Here is a 17,671-nt window from a genome sequence, read left to right on the forward strand (position 1 = left end):
GTATTTTGCATTTAATCATAAGCCAATAGCCGTACTTATCCGACCAATCAGGGCAACTTGTCTACACTCGATTGTCTTCTCTAAACTATTGAACTTGTTCACCAAGCCGTTTCTCGTATCTTGGCAGATCGACTCGCTCAGGCCGTTGCAGGCGTTGAGAAACTCATGTTGCTTCAATGGCGACGATCAACATCATTGTCTAGAACAATCGTCAAAACAAATTTTCCCTTCATGACGTGAGTGATTTTGCCGCATAAGATAGCGGTATCTGAAACTATAGTCTGACCGTCTAGGCTTGTACACCCAGTAGCATCCGGGTGCTTAGCGCATCGCTAGATGGCTCGCCGTTTTGTCCTAAAGAAACTGGCGACGGCTATAATCGTCCTCCATTTCCCCCAAACATTATGGATACTCAGTGCTTGACGATTGCTGGTCTCGAAGTTCGATTGGCACATCATCCTCAAGTGTGGTCCCCTCTGAGCGCGATTGAAATGATGTCGTTTCTAGTCGAAAATGACCTCTTGGTCAATTTGAAGCAGCGTCGCGTTCTCGATTTTGGTACAGGGTCAGGTATTGTCGGAATCGTCTGTGGTCTGCTGGGTGCAGCTCCCTTAGTTTTAAGTGATTATTCAAAAGTTGCCGCAGACATGGCGGTGCAAAATGCCCAGCTCAACAAACTATTTCAGGTTCAAGGCGTTCAAAGCGATCGCTTTGCCCAAATTCCTACTCAGCCCTATGACTTAATCATCAGCAACCCCCCCGTACAGCCGTGGCTATTCACCGACTTGGATTGTCCCAGCACGCGCGAGAAAGCGGCTGCTTGGAATGAAGCTGGAGCTGACGGTCGCTTGGTTTTAGATGCCTTACTCAAAACAGCTCAGTCCTATTTGGTTACAGGGGGACAGCTGATTACCTCCGCCTCGTCTCGTCATGGACAGCGGCAGACCGTTCACCTGCTGAACACCTTTTGGCCTAATCGCTGGCAGCAAATTTATGCTTCTGAACACGCCATCCTGCCCGACTATCATGGTCCCTACATTCCTATGTGGCAGCGGTTACAGGCTTTGGATGGCGATCTGCGAATTTATCAAATGGACGATCGCGGTCGCCGATTTGCTAAGCAAGCCGATGCCCACGGACAACCTATTATCATCACCACCCTAGACATTGACGAACGATCACAGCCCGTTCTTCTATACCCCGAAGACGAAGCAATTTGGTCTGCCAAAACGCCAGACGGACAGGAGCTAGTCCAACTTTCTTCTGAAGACAATCGCCTACCTGGTCCCGCCATCAACCAGCACTGGTACTACGAATACTATCTATTCCAAGCCTTTGCCCCATAGGGGTAGGAACGCGATACCCGTGTGGGAACGGTATATCGCGTCCCCACATCCCACAGCACTAACTTGCCAGGTTGACCTGCACAACATCTGCAATGTGATCCGTCCAGCGATCAACTACTGATCGCTGCTCAGCTTCAACCATCACGCGAATCAGCGGCTCGGTCCCCGAAGGTCGCACGAGCACGCGGCCCGTACTCCCCATGTCTGCTTCGGCCTGAGCGATCGCCTGCATTACGAGATCACAGGTTTGCCAATTCTTGCGGCGATCGCGGTCCTCTACCCGCACATTCTTCAGCCGCTGGGGGTACGTTTGGAAGCTCTGATCCACCAAGGCTGCCAAAGACCCGCCAACCTGCTGCACCAGATTAGCCAGATGCAGGGCTGTAAGAATGCCATCTCCAGTAAGGCTGTAGTGATGACACAGAATATGTCCCGACTGCTCACCTCCTAACATGGCTCCCCGCTGGACCATCTCAGCATAAACATGCTGGTCACCCACCTTGGTTCTCAATAGGGAACCGCCGAGCGCCTGCCAAGCTCTTTCAAAGCCCAAATTCGCCATGACAGTCGAAACAATCAGATCCTCAGGCAAACGCTGGGCTTCCTTCAGGGTTTTGCCCCAGAAATAAAGAATATAGTCGCCATCGACAACGCGACCTTGGGCATCGACGGCAATGACGCGATCAGCATCGCCATCAAAGGCAAATCCGATGTCAGCATTGTATTCGCGAATAGCCGCTTGCAAAGGAGCGAGATGGGTTGAACCACAGTTGACGTTGATGCGATCGCCATCAGGCAGACCATGCAGTTCAACAACGTCTGCCGCTGTGTTGGCAAAAGCACGATTAGCAACACCAGCGGCTGCGCCCCAAGCCATATCTAAAACGACCTTTAACCCATTCAGATTGAGGCCAGGAAAAGGATCACGCAGACAATCAAGATACTTTTCGATTAGCTCGGGACGAGTATGGCATTGTCCCCATGTAGAGTCGCCAATACAGTGGGGTATTCTCTGACCTCGGAGGGCTTGCTCAATGTCTTGCTGAATGTCGGCTGATAGCTTAGTGCCTTGTGGCCCAAAGAATTTGATGCCATTATCTTCTGGCGGATTATGGCTGGCTGAAATCATGATGCCGCCCATTGCACCAACAGCACTGCTTAGGTTAGCCACAGCCGCAGTAGGACACAGTCCCAAATTCCAAACCTCCAAACCAGCAGAGGTCAGCCCTGCAGCCAAGGCTGAGGCCAGCATATGACCCGAATTGCGAGAATCCTGCCCTAGCAGAACAGGGCCCATCGTAGCGTAATGTTGTTTTAGAACTTGTCCTGCCCAATAGCCAATCTGTGTCGCTAAAGGCGCATTCAACAAATCTCCTGCTTTTCCACGGATCCCATCTGTTCCAAACAGTTGACTATTGGGTAACTCAAGGGAGTTCCAACCTAAACCAGAAGGCAACGACAAACTCTGGCGACTGACTAGCCGCGCCGGGGAACTTACCATATAACTGACTCCTCACACACTCTCCAGTGGAGAATACCACCTTGGCTTAATAATTCGCATCATCCTAGACCACTTAGCCGTAGCCGATTACTGATCCCATGCCCCCCGATCCTCTTCAGCCCCATACGGTATCCCTACAAACCGGTATTGACCAATTCAATCAGGGAGAATTCTATGCCTGTCATGACACGTTAGAAGCCATCTGGATGGAAGCGGAGATCGCTGAAAAGCCTTTCTTTCAAGGCATTTTGCAACTAGCGGTAGCGCTCTATCATCTCAGAAACCAAAATTGGCGCGGGGCTGCTATTTTGCTGGGAGAGGGCATAAGCCGTTTGGAACCGTTTGAACCTCATTATCGAGACGTTGATGTTACAAGTCTCTTGGACTGTGCCAGTCTTTGGTTAGAAACACTACACCAGCTAGGGGCAAATCAGGTGGAACTCCTAGCCGATGCCCTGGAACGCACAAGCCAAGGCAAACCCGGTCGTGAAGAAACAGCTAATTTGCCGAAATGGGAAATTCAACCCGGTAACTAGGGGTATCTTTTTATTTGAATCACCTAAGTGTGAATAGAAATGGCAGAATCGAGCATTACTGCCACAAAAATTAATGGAACATCCTCTATGCTCATAGAGGAAACTAGCGACAATAGAAGAGCGTCTTTCATCAAAGCGGAAGAGACAGACATGGCTGAGCGGGCAACACGGTTAATGAATTTTGCTAGAGCACCCTTCCCGAAGCAGGTGCGATCGCGCCTCATGGCGATGACAGGAATTACTTTGGGCGTGATGATTGGGGCGATCGCTCACAACTCCATGCCAGTTGCCCAAGCTCAAACAGGAGAGCAGGGAACCATCACCCTGCGTGCTGATGTCCAGGAAGCCAACGCCATTACTGGCGTGATTACTGCCCGAGGAAATGTCCAGATTGAGTACCCAACTCGCTCTATCTATGCCACCTCTGCCCAAGCCCAATACTTCAGCGAAGAGAACCGCATGATTCTGAGCGGCAACGTGGTTGTTTTGCAAGAAGAAAATCGACTAGAAGCTGAAACAGTCACTTACTTGATTGATGAGGGACGGTTTATTGCTCTGCCTCAGCCCAACGATCAGGTAGAAACGACCTATATTCTGCAGGGTGATGAAGGGACTACTGATCCCGCTCCCGCGACGGAATCAACTCCTGGTGCAGCTCAGCCTGAAGCGATCGCACTACCTGAACCGGATTCAGCCCTCAATATCTCCCCCATCGACTAATACCAGCGCCATTTAAAGCGAAAAGGTCAAGCGAAAAGTCACAGGCTCCCCCATTTAACTCATTCAATCCGCTACGGCTAATACTCAGCAAAAAGAGCAGATACATCAGAAAAGGTACGTATAAAGCATGTTGCAGATGCGGCTAACCAAGAAGTACTGAATGTACCAATATTTGAGCATCAGAGAGCTTCGAAGTTGTTGACCTCGCCGGCTGTGAGTTGAATTCGCTCTATGAGACCAACTCGTTTCGTTGGATTTAGCATGGGGGTAATACGCTTTGATAGAATCTGAGCCAAACCCCTGCTAGATCTCAGGCACAAATCCCTTGAAAATTGTTTTAGAGAACGTTCAAAAGACTTATGGTAAACGTCAAGTTGTCCACCAAGTCAGCCTGTCAGTCGCACAGGGTGAAGTCGTTGGGTTGCTAGGACCCAATGGCGCCGGAAAAACAACAACGTTCTACATGGCTACAGGTTTAGAGAAACCCGATGGCGGACGTGTTTGGTTAGATAGCATTGATATTACTGATCTACCTATGCACCAGCGAGCCCGTTTGGGGATTGGGTATCTGGCTCAGGAAGCGAGTATTTTTCGGAACTTGTCCGTCAGCGATAATCTGCTTCTGGTGATGGAACAAACGAGCGTGCCGCCTAGTGAATATGACAATCGGCTGCGCGATCTTCTCAAAGAGTTTCGCCTTGAAACGGTAGCCCACACGATTGGAAACCTGGTGTCTGGGGGAGAGCGACGCCGAACTGAACTTGCCAGAGCTTTGGCCGCCGGGGAAGATGGTCCCCGTTTTTTGTTCTTGGACGAACCCTTTGCAGGGGTTGATCCCATTGCAGTCGCTGAAATTCAGCTGATGGTAGCGCAGCTTAGAAAGCGCGACATGGGGATTCTTATCACTGACCATAACGTCCGTGAAACACTCCAAATCATTGATCGCGCTTATATCATGAGCGAAGGGAGAATTTTGGCCTCTGGAACTGCTGAAGATCTCTACAGCAATCCTTTGGTAAGACAACACTACCTAGGTGAAGATTTCAAGATCTAATTAACAAGTTGTCTTCTTCACACAAGTGACTCTCTCGTTTAAGTTAGAAGCGTTTTATTGTCCTAATTCCCCTCTAACCCCTTGAGCTTGCTTTCTTTCTTTTATGGATACCCCTTACTCTAAATCAGCCCTACCGGAACCAGTCCGTGCTCCTTTTGGCAAGTATCGCGTATCCATCATGGATTGGTACATTGCCCGCGAGATTGTCCTGCCATTTTTGTTTGGCGTCGGAGCCTTCTCCTCTATTGGCGTTTCCGTAGGGGCTTTATTTGAGCTGATCCGCAGAGTAACCGAATCTGGCCTAGCGATTGGGCTAGCTATCCAGATTTTTGCATTGAAGCTACCTGAGTTCATCGTGCTAGCTTTTCCGATGTCTACGCTGTTAGCCACCATGATGGCCTATAGCCGTTTTTCGGCAGACAGCGAACTGATTGCGTTACGGGGATGTGGCGTCAGTATTCGCAGAATTGTGGCTCCAGCCGTCATTTTGAGCTTTCTGGTGACGGGTTTGACATTTGCCTTCAATGAGCTAATTACACCTGCGGCAAATTATCGAGCGACAACGACTCTAGAGCGGGCACTCAATTCAGAACGCCCTCCGTTTAGGGAACGAAATATTCTCTACAGGGAATTTCAGGAAGCGCCGGACGAACCGGATGAGCGACAAATGACCCGTCTTTTCTATGCTCAGAAGTTCGACGGTAATCAGATGTACAACTTGACGGTGCTTGACTATTCCCAAGCAGGTTTGAGTCAAATCGTGAGCGCCGATTCTGCCACGTTTGACTTCAACAGCAAAGTCTGGAACTTCTACGATGGCACGATTTATGCCGTGTCACCTGACGGATCCTTTCGACATATCGTCAAGTTCGACAATCAAGAGATTCAATTACCCAGTGCCCCCTTCGACATTGCTAACAGCACAAAGGAAGCTTCAGAGATGAATATTGCTGAAGCCTCCGGCTATTTGCGAAATGTCATTCGACAGACGGGGAATGAGCAGCTTATTCGAACATGGGAAACTCGAATTCAACAAAAGTACTCCCTACCGTTTGTCTGCGTGGTTTTCGGCCTCGTTGGCGCATCACTGGGAGTGCGGCCACAGCGAACGGGTAGAGCCACCAGTTTTGGTATCAGCGTCATCATCATCTTCGGATACTATCTGCTGGCGTTCATTTGCAATGCCCTTGGTGAAGTGGGCATTTTTTCACCGTTTCTATCGGCCTGGCTGCCTACCGTGATTTTCCTCAGCGTGGGCGTTTATTTGCTATTGCGGGTCTCTCGTTGACATCTGCCTCCTGCTCAAATGCTCAAAAGTCTTCATCCTTATCCGAGTGTGAAGACGAATTTCTATTCGCCCAAATCACCAAAATATTCCCGAAAGCCGACAATCTTGCCATCAGACACCTCGAAGGCGATCGCATTATGACCTTTATAAGGATTGCCCCCGTATAACCCATCTGCTTCAAACTCAAACATGACAGACGTGCCATTGGTATGGGTATACGTAGGAGGATGAAGCGTTAGGCGATCGCCGGCGATCGTATGGTCACGGCACTTAGCAATCATCTCTTGTCGGCCTGCCACACCGCTAAACTGACCGCGATGGGTCCCTGTGGGAAACCAAAACGTCATTTCTTCTGCCAGCATTGCAATGTAGGGTTCGAAATCTCCAGTTGTCCAGCCCTGAGCGAACAAGTCAAATGCCTGACGAGCCGTTGCCGTGATTGAACTTGCCATAGGGAAAATCTCTTCACTCAAAAAAGATGCATCAAGTGATTTTAATATTATCTTGATAGCTTTCAAGCTCTAACTCAATCGGCAAGAGCATCGTGTAGCCAAGCGATCTTGGAGCAGGGAAGCTGAATTGCTGTAATGTTTTGGACAGAATCAAAAGACCTTAGCCTAACCCTAATTTGACTAACAATTGCTACGAATTTGTCCACAAAATGATCATCAAACGTCGATGAGGCCCTTTGAGAATGGACGTTCCAGAAGACGTATCTCTCGTTCAAGTTATCCATGACCGCCGCGAAGACATTCAACCTGTGACAGCCGTCATTTCTCAGCAAGTCAAGCACAACCGTGAAGCTGACTATGAGCGTTGGACCCAGAGGATTTCTGCAACTGCCCGACAATTTCCTGGGCACTGTGGCGTCACGGTTATTCGACCCGAGGCGGGTATTTGCTCAGAGTACGTTACGATTCTTAAATTTGACTGCTATGCCCACCTGAAGGGCTGGCTCGATTCTAAAGAACGGCAGCGCTGCTTAGAAGAAGCCAAACCCCTCATTGCCAATACCTCAACAGTGCAGATCCTGACGGGATTTGAAACCTGGTTTACGCTACCCAATCGTAAGCGTCAGCCAGCCCCTCCTCGCTACAAAATGGCTATCTTGACCACGCTTGCAGTATTCGGCGCCGTCAATCTCTTAAATCCCCTACTCCTGCCTCTATTTTCGGGGCTACCGAGACTGCTCAGCTCTTTGATCATTACGTATTTAGTCGTTCTGCTACTCACCTACGTCGTGATGCCACGATTGACGAAACTGTTCTATCGATGGCTATATCCTGCCTAAGGAGATGTAGAAAATCGGAGATGCCCAACCATGCAATCGTGTAGTAGCTCACGCACCTCTTGGGTGTAATGGGCAAAGTGCCATTGAGTCATGGCATAAATGAAGGCAAAAAACACCACCGCAGGGATCGGTCCAGCAGGCCAAGGCATGGAGATCGCTAACGCTAAAAGCACTCCAAATGTGGCCCAGAGCTGAATTTCGCTGACAGTGCCGAGGGTGATCTCCAACTTAAGGCGAGTTTGCTGAGGAGGAGAATTGGCTGTGAGGTGACCTCGAATGCGGAAGCAAAATTGTCTGATTTGTCCAGGACCATATAGCATGAGGCGATCGCCCTCAAAATGACCTCGATAGCGACGAGTCGGCTGCCAAGCGCCGCTGAGAACAAGATCTTCTGCTAAGGCAGCGCTCAGATTACGTTGAACCTGAGAAAGGGCTAAGGGGACAGCGATCGCGACCAGTCGCCTTAATCCAACATAGCCTAATATTCCAGCCATTCTTTCCACTCCCTCACCATCACTAGAAGTTTCGAAAGTTCGAAATGTATAGCCGTCGCCAGTTTCGTTAGGACAAGACGCTGAGCCATTGGGCTATGGGCTAAGTCCCCGGATGCTGTTGGGTGCACAAGCCTAGAGGGCTAACGCTATACCTCATTAAAGCAAACCCCCCAGCGCAAAGCACTGAGGGGTTCAAAATGGATTCACCTAACAGCTAGAACCGCTAGCCAAATCGGCTTGAGGTCGAGGCTATCAGGAAGGCGGCATAGGTGAGGACATAACCCACGGTGAAGTGAGCTAGACCAACCACACGGCCTTGAACAATGGACATAGCCACAGGCTTATCCTTCCAGCGAACAAGGTTCGCAAGAGGAGTACGCTCATGTGCCCAAACGAGGGTTTCGATCAGCTCTTGCCAATATCCCCGCCAAGAGATCAAGAACATGAATCCAGTAGCCCAAACTAAGTGAGCAAACAAGAACATCCAAGCCCAAACGGAAAGGTTGTTCATGCCGTAAGGATTGTAGCCGTTGATCAGCTGAGAGGAGTTGAGCCAGAGATAATCCCGTAACCAACCCATTAGATAGTTGGAACTTTCGTTGAACTGAGCGACGTTACCAGACCAGATGCTCAGATGTTTCCAGTGCCAGTAGAACGTTACCCAGCCAATCGTGTTCAACATCCAGAACATAGCGAGGTAAAAGGCATCCCACGCAGAGATATCACAAGTACCGCCACGACCAGGACCATCACAAGGGAAGCTGTAGCCGAAGTCTTTCTTATCGGGCATCAGCTTAGAGCCCCGTGCATCCAACGCACCCTTGACCAAGATCAGAGTGGTGGTGTGCAGACCCAGCGCGATCGCATGGTGAACCAAGAAATCGCCAGGGCCAATGGTCAAGAACAGAGAGTTGCTACCACTATTAATGGCATCCAACCAGCCAGGGAGCCAGACATTGCCTTGGTTAGGCCAAGCTGTGAACGCAATGCTGTCGGGATTAGACAACAGGGTGTCGAAACCGTAAAGCATCTTGCCCGAAGCAGCTTGAACCCACTGAGCAAAGACAGGCTCAACTAGAATCTGCTTCTCAGGTGTACCGAAGGCAACGACCACATCGTTGTGGACGTACAAGCCCAAGGTGTGGAAACCCAAGAATAGAGAGACCCAGCTTAGGTGAGAGATAATAGCTTCCTTGTGCTGCAGAACGCGGTCGAGGACGTTGTTCTTGTTTGCAGCAGGATCGTAATCCCGAATCAGGAAGATTGCGCCGTGAGCAAACGCACCCACCATGATGAAGCCAGCAATGTACTGGTGATGAGTGTAAAGCGCCGCTTGGGTGGTGTAATCCCGAGCAATGAAGGCATAGGGAGGCAGAGCGTACATGTGCTGAGCCACTAGAGAAGTGACGACACCTAAACTTGCCAGAGCCAGAGCTAGCTGGAAGTGTAAGGAGTTGTTCAGCGTGTCGTACAGACCCTTGTGGCCCTCACCCAAATCACCAGGCGTGCCCGCAGGAGGATTGTGAGCATTCAAGATTTCCTTGATGCTGTGACCAATCCCGAAGTTAGTGCGGTACATGTGACCGGCAACGATGAAAATCACTGCGATCGCCAAGTGGTGGTGAGCCATATCCGTCAGCCAGAGAGATTCTGTCTGAGGATGGAAGCCACCCAAGAAAGTCAGAATTGCAGTCCCTGCACCATCAGCAGTGCCAAAGATGTGGCTTGCCGTATCAGGGTTCTGAGCATAAACGCCCCAGTTACCCGTAAAGAAGGGCATCAAGCCTGCGGGGTGAGGAGGCGTGGACAAGAAATTGTCCCAACCAACGTGCTGACCGCGAGACTCAGGAATTGCAACGTGTACTAGGTGGCCCGTCCAAGCTAAAGAGCTAACGCCGAATAGACCAGCCAAGTGGTGGTTTAGGCGAGACTCAGCATTTTTGAACCAGGACAGGCTAGGGCGAAACTTGGGCTGTAAATGCAACCAACCTGCGAACAGGAAGATAGCCGACAGCACTAACAAGAACACCGCACCAGAATACAGTTCAGTGTTAGTCCGCATACCGATGGTGTACCACCAGTGATACACGCCAGAGTATGCAATGTTAACTGGATTAGAAGCACCAGCCTGGGTAAAAGCATCTACCGCAGGTTGGCCGAAATGAGGATCCCAAATCGCATGGGCGATGGGCTTAACATTCAGCGGATCTTTGATCCACTGTTCAAAGTTACCTTGCCAAGCAACGTGGAAAAGGTTGCCAGAGGTCCAGAGGAAAATGATTGCCAAGTGGCCGAAGTGAGAGGCGAAGATCTTTTGGTAAAGATTCTCCTCAGTCATGCCATCGTGGCTTTCAAAGTCATGGGCTGTAGCAATTCCGTACCAAATCCGGCGAGTTGTCGGATCTTGGGCTAGCGCTTGGCTAAATTTTGGGAATTTAGTCGCCATAGATTCTCTTCAAGTCCTCCCTGCTAGCCTATTGTCAGTATTCGAGCATGGAAGAAGGCCCAGGTAGTCCCAATACCTCCTAAGAGATAGTGAGCCAAACCAACCGCACGACCCTGGGTAATGCTCAGAGCGCGAGGCTGAATAGCAGGAGCAACCTTCAACTTGTTGTGAGCCCAAACAATAGACTCGATCAGCTCCTGCCAGTAGCCGCGACCACTGAACAAGAACATCAAGCTAAACGCCCACACAAAGTGAGCCCCTAGGAATATCAGACCGTAGGCCGACAGTGCCGAGCCATAGGAGTTAATAACCTGGCTAGCCTGTGCCCACAGGAAGTCCCGGAGCCAACCATTAATGGTGATCGCACTGCTGGCAAAGTTACCAGCAGTAATGTGAGACACCACTCCATTGTCAGAGACCGTACCCCACACATCCGACTGCATCTTCCAACTGAAGTGGAAAATCACAATTGAGATGGAGTTGTACATCCAGAACAGACCTAGGAACACGTGGTCCCAACCAGAAACCTGGCAGGTACCACCACGACCAGGACCATCGCAAGGGAAGCGGAAGCCTAGCTCACCCTTATCAGGGATTAAGCGAGAGCTGCGAGCATACAGCACACCTTTCAAAAGAATCAGCGCTGTCACGTGAATTGTGAAAGCGTGAATGTGGTGCACCATAAAATCAGCTGTGCCGAGTGCAATGGGCATCATAGCGACCTTGCCGTTGACAGCTACAATATCGCCACCAAAAGCGGGGCTAACACTAGCCATCACATTAGGTGCAGTAGAACCAACTGCTGCGGTGTGAAGTCCTTGGACCCACTGAGCAAAGATCGGCTGGAGCTGAATTGCAGAGTCAGAGAACATATCCTGAGGACGACCCAATGCTCGCATCGTGTCGTTGTGAATGTATAGACCAAAGCTGTGGAAGCCAAGGAAGATACAAACCCAGTTCAGGTGAGAAATGATGGCATCGCGAGAGCGAATCATCCGATCCAAAGCGTTGTCGAAGTTCACTTCAGGATCGTAGTCCCGCACCATAAAGATGGCTGCGTGAGCTGCGCCACCCACGATACAGAATGCACCGATCCACATGTGGTGAGTGAACAGACACAACTGAGTCGAATAATCCGTTGCAATATACGGATAAGGAGGCATCGCATACATGTGATGCGCCACGATGATGGTCAAAGAACCCAACATCGCTAAGTTCACAGCTAGCTGTGCATGCCAGGAAGTGGTGAGATTCTCAAACAGACCATCATGGCCGTTACCACCAAAGAGAAGGGGATCGCCCTTATGGCCTTGCAGGATTTCCTTCATGCTGTGACCAATTCCCCAGTTGGTGCGATACATATGTCCCGCAACAATAAAGAGAACCGCCAGGGCTAAGTGATGATGCGCTGTATCCGATAGCCAGAGACCACCAGTTACAGGATTCAAACCACCCTTAAAGGTCAAGAAATCAGAGTATGCAGACCAGTTCAAAGTGAAGAACGGAGTCAATCCTTGAGCAAAGCTAGGATACAGCTCTGCCATCAGGCTCTTATCCAAGATGAACTCATGGGGCAGGGGAATATCCTGCGGAGCCACACCTGCATCAAGCAGCGCGTTGATTGGCAGAGACACGTGAATTTGGTGACCCGCCCAGCCCAAACACCCCAGACCTAGCAGACCTGCCAGGTGGTGGTTCATCATGGATTCCACGTTCTGGAACCACTCAAGCTTAGGTGCGCGCTTATGGTAGTGGAACCAGCCCGCAAACAGCATCAGACCCGCCATGACCAAACCGCCGATCGCGGTGCAGTAGAGCTGATAGCTGTTCGTAATGCCGGAGGCTCTCCAAAGCTGAAAGAAACCCGATGTAATCTGAACGCCTTGGAAACCACCACCGACGTCGCCATTCAGGATGTCTTGGCCCACAACGGACCAAACAACCTGAGCACTTGGTCTGATGCTAGTGGGATCAGCCATCCAGGCTTCGAAATTTGAAAACTTAGCGCCATGAAAATACATGCCGCTGAGCCATATGAAAATGACGGCCAAATGGCCGAAGTGTGCACTAAAGATTTTGCGCGAAATGTCTTCTAAGTCACTGGTATGACTATCGAAATCGTGAGCGTCAGCATGGAGATTCCAAATCCAAGTTGTGGTTTTGGGACCTCGCGCAAGGGTGCGATCAAAGTGACCCGGTTTAGCCCACTTCTCAAAAGAAGTAGGAACAGGGTTTTTGTCGACCGTCACCTTTACGCTTGCCTCTTGCTCGCGTGGGGTAGTTGTCATGGAGACTCTCCTCTCTCTAGACAAACGAGCTTTTGCAAGTTGATACTGTAGACCGATCTCTTAACAGCTTATCCATCGGTTAAAAAACCTTAGATTTCTTAGAACTCGGATTACAGTGACTTCTGAGTATTATAGATGCCGTTATTTCCGTCACTCGAATCAGGTTAACAATATTTCAACCTAGAAAAACAGCCACCCTGCTTGACTTTCAGCTCTTGACACAGCACAGAAAGTCATGCTGAAAGCCACATTATTAACAATTCTCAATTAAAAGCCTCGACAATTTTCTGGGCATCCCAAGGAATTCAAGCAACTTTTCTTGAGAAATATGAACTTAAGTGAAATTGTATTAAAGAAGCTTTATTAATTCGATTGAAAGCCTCCCTGCACTAAAGCCATCTAGTAGAGAAATCTAATTTCAAGAATTAAGATCTTTAATTTGCTTCTTGTTACTTAGGATTTCTTTACATAAGCTTTTGAGAGGCTTGCAAATCTGACGGATGGCCATTGTTGTGCCTAATTAGCCCTATTGAAAACCTTTCCCCTTGCCGCAAGGTAAGGGAGAATCTGAAGCGGTAACAACAGCAACGGAGTGTGGGGATGTTTTTAAGGTTGCGAAGAGCGATCGCGCTGCTGCTCATTGTGGGTGTGTTTGGCTTAATCGGGTGTGGTGGCGATCGTGACGTGCCCGTTGTGTTACTAGAAGATAATGCCTCAGGTTCAACCTCTAACCCACTCGTAGGTCTTATTTCAGAGGTGTCTCCACCAGAGCGTATTCAACAACTCAAGCCATACCTCGACGTTTACGAACCCCAAGTCCGCATTGCTTTTCCTCACGACAACGAAACGCTTCAGGATACGACTCTTTCGGTAGACCTCCAAATTCGAGATTTTCCTATCTATAAAGATCAGGAATTAGCGCTAGGTCCTCGTCTTCATCTCGTTCTAGACGATCAGCCCTATCGAGAAATCTACGAAACAGAGACTCCCATTACATTTTCCGATGTTTCCCCAGGCACCCATACGCTGCGTGTCTTTGCGGTGCGCCCCTGGGGAGAAAGTTTCAAAAATGAAGGGGCTTACGACCAAATCACGTTCAACATCTATACAACATCCCCTAGCAATAATCCTGACGACAGCCAGCCCCTGCTGACGGTCAATGAACCCCAAGGTACCTACGGTGCAGAACCAATTCTGCTGGACTTTTACTTGAACAACGCGCCCTTACACGTTGTTGCCGAGGAAGATGAGGCCGTTTCTGATTGGCGCATTCGCTGCACGATCAACGGCGAAGCATTCGTCTTCGATCGCTGGCAACCTATCTATTTAAAGGGATTTCAGCCTGGCAAAAACTGGGTAAAGCTAGAAATCATCGACGACAACGGTGCTCTGATCGACAACGCCTTCAATACTGGTGTTCGACTCATCGAATACACCCCGGGTGAAGAGGATGCGCTCTCAAAACTCATTCGAGGAGAAATCTCCTTAACTCAGGCAAAAAGCTTGGTTGACCCGACCTATGTTCCTCCTACACCACCTGCTGAACCAGCCCCAACGGTTGAAGATCTAGAACAAGAGAACGAACCAGGGTTTATAGACACCTCCGAAAGAGCCGCCGAACAAGGCACTTCTGATGAGCAACAAGGGAATATTTCAGAACCCTCCAGCCTTGAAGAACAAAATCAGGTTGAAGACGTACCAATCGCAATAGACGAGCAACCGCAGCCGGCTGAAGAACCCAAAGGCTCTGACTCAGAAGGTGCCATTGACACACTTCCTGTAGAACCCTTACCCGAAACTGATACGCGGTTCCCCAACCTTAAACCCGACCTTGAAACTGATGGACCGTCCGCAGGGGAACTTGAGGAAGTTCCTGTCGAATTAACACCGGACGCCTCCATAGAAGACTCGCTTCCTGAAGACTCGATCCCTGAAGATCAACCTATTATCAACAACGAAGCACTAGACGATCTGTCTCCTGAACTTGACGACAAAACAAGCAACCCAGAACCGTCCCCCGCTTTGGGAACGCCTGAACAAGAATCAGCGGAAGATACCACTAACCTTTTTGAACCCTCGAACCCATCGGCTTTCGATGATTCATCGACAGAGGAGATACCGTCGGAGCTGGAAGACAACCCTGAGAAACCTCTAGACTCCAATCCTGATTTACCTCAATCAGACGAATCACCGAATTTTGATCCAGACGTGCTGGAAACGCCAATAGAGTTACTAGAGGATGAAGCGGATTTAATTTAACCCTTCTTTCGCTAAGACGAATGATGAGCTCAATGCCTTAGGCACATTCGTCAAAGGCTGAAACAGAATGGGATGAGCTGATTAGTTGATGCACAAAATCAGCGTCAACCGGACGCGAAAATAAATAGCCTTGACAATATTGGCAGCCTAACTCCAACAGAATATCGAGCTGTGCACGGGTCTCAATGCCTTCCGCAATGACCGTCTTTCCTAGGCTGTGACAAAGATCGATTGTGGCACGCACGATCTCTATCTTTTCGAGATCAATATTCATTTCTCTGAAAAAGGAGCGATCAATTTTCACGATATCGATGGGGAGACGATGCAGATAGCTGAGAGAGGAATATCCTGTCCCAAAGTCATCCAAGCAGATCTGAATCCCCCTTTCCTTGATCTGGGCAAAAATATTCGCCGCTCTGGCTACATCTTCGATGAAGACGCTCTCGGTGACTTCTAGTTTTAGAAAACGGCCTTCCAAACCTGTTGACTGCAAAATATTATCGAACGTTTGCAGAATGTTCTTCTGTGAGAACTGCTTGCTGGAAATATTGACACTGACTGTCATGTCCGAAAAACTAGCCGCAAGTCCTGGTGGCCGTGTCTGACGCTGAACAGGACTATGCCACATCTGCTGCCACGTTTTCAGTTGCCGACATGCTTCGTAGAGTACCCACTGATCGATAGAGGTGATGAGTCCTACTTCCTCCGCTACAGGTATAAATTCTTCTGGGAGAACTACACTGTTGTCAGGCTTTTGCCAACGAACTAATGCTTCAAGGCAAACCATTTCTCGCGTCTTCAGGTTAACAATGGGCTGGTAGTGAACTCGAAATTCTTCACGTACAGTCGCTTGTCGTAAACTGCTCTCAAAATGCATCAGCTGTTTTGCCTGACTGTGCATTGCACTATCGAACAACTCGTATCGACCTCTACCCTGAGCCTTTGCTCGATACATCGCCGTATCTGCATCTCGTAGCAGATCGGCAGCGCTTTCATGGGGCATAGAACTCAGCACAATGCCGATGCTGGCAGTAACGACAAGTTCGTGGCCGTCTATATAAATAGGTTTGGGAATTTCTTGCAGCAGACGCTGTACCGTGCGCGATGCAATTGTCGGATCAGTAACGTCTTCCAAAAGGATGGCAAACTCATCGCCCCCCAAACGAGCCACGGTATCTACTGTTCTCAACTCATTGGTCAATCGAGGCGCAATCTCCATCAAAAGCTTGTCGCCCACAATATGTCCCAAAGTGTCATTGATGATCTTGAAGCGATCTAGGTCCAGGAGAACAACAGCAAATCCAAATTGCGGCGATCGCTGAGCCCGTTCAACAGCATGTTTGAGGCGATCGAACAGCAACACCCGATTGGGCAGCTTGGTTAAGGGATCGTGCATCGCGTTGTACTCCAGCAGCGCCTGCGTACGTCGCTGTTCGCTCATGTCGCGAAACACAATCACGGTTCCATCTGTGGTGCCCTGTTCATTCTGAATTGGGGAAGCACTATGAACAATGGGAATTTCTTGATGACATCTAGACAGTAAAACTGTTTTACTCGATTGATGAGTGGTATTGGCTTTAGGTAAGGACGGTAAGTCCGAGTGGTTGATGCTTTTACAAGTCAACTCATCAATAATCTGCAGGATCTCTTGTGAAGAACGCCCGATCGCGTCTTCTTGGGACCACCCAGTTAGGGCCTCCGCCACAGGATTCATAAACTTAATCAAACCATCATTATCAGCCGCCACAACGCCTTCGCTGATGCTGGTTAGAACGGCTAAGAGCCACTGACGATTCGTTCTTAACAGCCGATCAAATTGATGTTTATGGAAAGCAATCTCAATATTGGCCTGAAGTTCACTCGCTTCATAAGGCTTGAGAATATAGCCAAAGGGTTGGGTCCAATGGGCCCGCTTCAAAGTTTCTTCATCAGCGTAGGCCGTTAAGTAGATGATCGGAATCTCTAAGGTTTGGGTAATGATCGAGGCTGCTTCAATTCCATCTATCACGTCCTGCAAATGGATATCCATAAGGACTAGATCTGGCTTGATCTCTAGCGCTTTGCGAGTGGCTTCTTCGCCTGAGGTGATAATTTCAGGAACGCTATAGCCCAGATCCGTCAGCGTATTTTGCAGGTCCATGGCAATAACGACTTCATCTTCAACCACTAGGACGGTTTTACTAGACATCTGTAAGGCTCCTGTTTGGGAAACGAAAGTTGAAATGCTGCGCCTACTGAGGTAGGAAGAACAACAATGTCTCCTTTTATCTGCTTCGCTAAGTTTCGAACCAAGCTAAGACCTAAAGAACTTGATTTTGGACAAATAGAGTTGTGCCTGCGCTGCAACCACAGGCTGTGAGTGCCCCAAACCAGACAACTAAGCCGATTGTTGAGTGTCCTTGCAAGGACAAAGCTTTTGCGATGGATGAAACTTGACCAGCGGACAGG

At 49.3% G+C, this 17,671-nt stretch carries 13 protein-coding genes; 7 read left to right on the forward strand and 6 right to left on the reverse strand.

From position 1 onward, the window contains the following. The first annotated feature begins 404 nt into the window (after positions 1–404). On the forward strand, positions 405–1,346 hold the full coding sequence (locus tag PN498_RS25085; RefSeq protein ID WP_272066188.1) for a methyltransferase: 942 nt from the start codon (positions 405–407) through the stop codon (positions 1,344–1,346). A 58-nt stretch (positions 1,347–1,404) separates the two neighbouring features. Here the strand turns inward: PN498_RS25085 and glmM are convergent, their stop codons facing one another. Next, positions 1,405–2,847 (reverse strand): phosphoglucosamine mutase, encoded by a 1,443-nt coding sequence (gene glmM / locus PN498_RS25090; RefSeq protein WP_272066189.1) that lies wholly within the window; start codon positions 2,845–2,847, stop codon positions 1,405–1,407. Between the two features lie 98 nt (positions 2,848–2,945). Between glmM and PN498_RS25095 the strand changes: the two genes are divergently transcribed. From PN498_RS25095 to PN498_RS25110, 4 genes are all read left to right on the forward strand, one after another. Beyond that, positions 2,946–3,383 (forward strand): DUF309 domain-containing protein, encoded by a 438-nt coding sequence (locus PN498_RS25095; RefSeq protein WP_272066190.1) that lies wholly within the window; start codon positions 2,946–2,948, stop codon positions 3,381–3,383. A gap of 39 nt (positions 3,384–3,422) precedes the next feature. Further along, entirely contained in the window at positions 3,423–4,103 is a 681-nt protein-coding gene (locus PN498_RS28520) for an LptA/OstA family protein (RefSeq protein ID WP_334312289.1), read from the forward strand. 325 nt (positions 4,104–4,428) lie between these two features. Further along, complete coding sequence (gene lptB, locus PN498_RS25105; protein WP_272066191.1) at positions 4,429–5,157, forward strand: LPS export ABC transporter ATP-binding protein; 729 nt, start codon at positions 4,429–4,431, stop codon at positions 5,155–5,157. Between the two features lie 103 nt (positions 5,158–5,260). Then, the gene (locus PN498_RS25110; protein WP_442951448.1) at positions 5,261–6,445 is read left to right on the forward strand and encodes an LptF/LptG family permease; all 1,185 of its coding nucleotides are present in this window, start codon (positions 5,261–5,263) and stop codon (positions 6,443–6,445) included. A gap of 62 nt (positions 6,446–6,507) precedes the next feature. Here PN498_RS25110 and PN498_RS25115 read toward each other — a convergent pair whose 3' ends face one another. Continuing rightward, entirely contained in the window at positions 6,508–6,897 is a 390-nt protein-coding gene (locus PN498_RS25115) for a nuclear transport factor 2 family protein (RefSeq protein WP_272066192.1), read from the reverse strand. Positions 6,898–7,139: 242 nt separating this feature from the next. On the opposite strand from PN498_RS25115, the gene PN498_RS25120 reads away from it, so the two are divergent. Beyond that, positions 7,140–7,736 carry an antibiotic biosynthesis monooxygenase gene (locus PN498_RS25120; RefSeq protein WP_272066193.1) on the forward strand — a complete coding sequence of 199 codons (597 nt, stop codon included), beginning with the start codon at positions 7,140–7,142 and terminating at the stop codon, positions 7,734–7,736. On the opposite strand, the gene PN498_RS25125 is transcribed toward PN498_RS25120, so the two are convergent. From PN498_RS25125 to psaA, 3 genes are all read right to left on the reverse strand, one after another. Beyond that, the gene (locus tag PN498_RS25125) at positions 7,733–8,230 is read right to left on the reverse strand and encodes a hypothetical protein (protein WP_272066194.1); all 498 of its coding nucleotides are present in this window, start codon (positions 8,228–8,230) and stop codon (positions 7,733–7,735) included. The genes PN498_RS25120 and PN498_RS25125 overlap by 4 nt on opposite strands. A gap of 223 nt (positions 8,231–8,453) precedes the next feature. Further along, positions 8,454–10,676, reverse strand: coding sequence for a photosystem I core protein PsaB (gene psaB / locus PN498_RS25130; protein WP_272066195.1), 2,223 nt, complete (start codon positions 10,674–10,676; stop codon positions 8,454–8,456). Positions 10,677–10,699: 23 nt separating this feature from the next. Continuing rightward, positions 10,700–12,964 carry a photosystem I core protein PsaA gene (gene psaA / locus PN498_RS25135; RefSeq protein ID WP_272066196.1) on the reverse strand — a complete coding sequence of 755 codons (2,265 nt, stop codon included), beginning with the start codon at positions 12,962–12,964 and terminating at the stop codon, positions 10,700–10,702. A gap of 600 nt (positions 12,965–13,564) precedes the next feature. On the opposite strand from psaA, the gene PN498_RS25140 reads away from it, so the two are divergent. Then, the gene (locus PN498_RS25140; RefSeq protein WP_272066197.1) at positions 13,565–15,223 is read left to right on the forward strand and encodes a hypothetical protein; all 1,659 of its coding nucleotides are present in this window, start codon (positions 13,565–13,567) and stop codon (positions 15,221–15,223) included. 37 nt (positions 15,224–15,260) lie between these two features. On the opposite strand, the gene PN498_RS25145 is transcribed toward PN498_RS25140, so the two are convergent. Then, positions 15,261–17,411: a GGDEF/EAL domain-containing response regulator gene (locus PN498_RS25145; RefSeq protein ID WP_272066198.1), complete on the reverse strand. Its 2,151-nt coding sequence runs from the start codon at positions 17,409–17,411 to the stop codon at positions 15,261–15,263. Positions 17,412–17,671: the final 260 nt, after the last annotated feature.

Source organism: Oscillatoria sp. CS-180 (genome assembly GCF_028330965.1).
GTDB lineage: Bacteria > Cyanobacteriota > Cyanobacteriia > Phormidesmidales > Phormidesmidaceae > Halomicronema.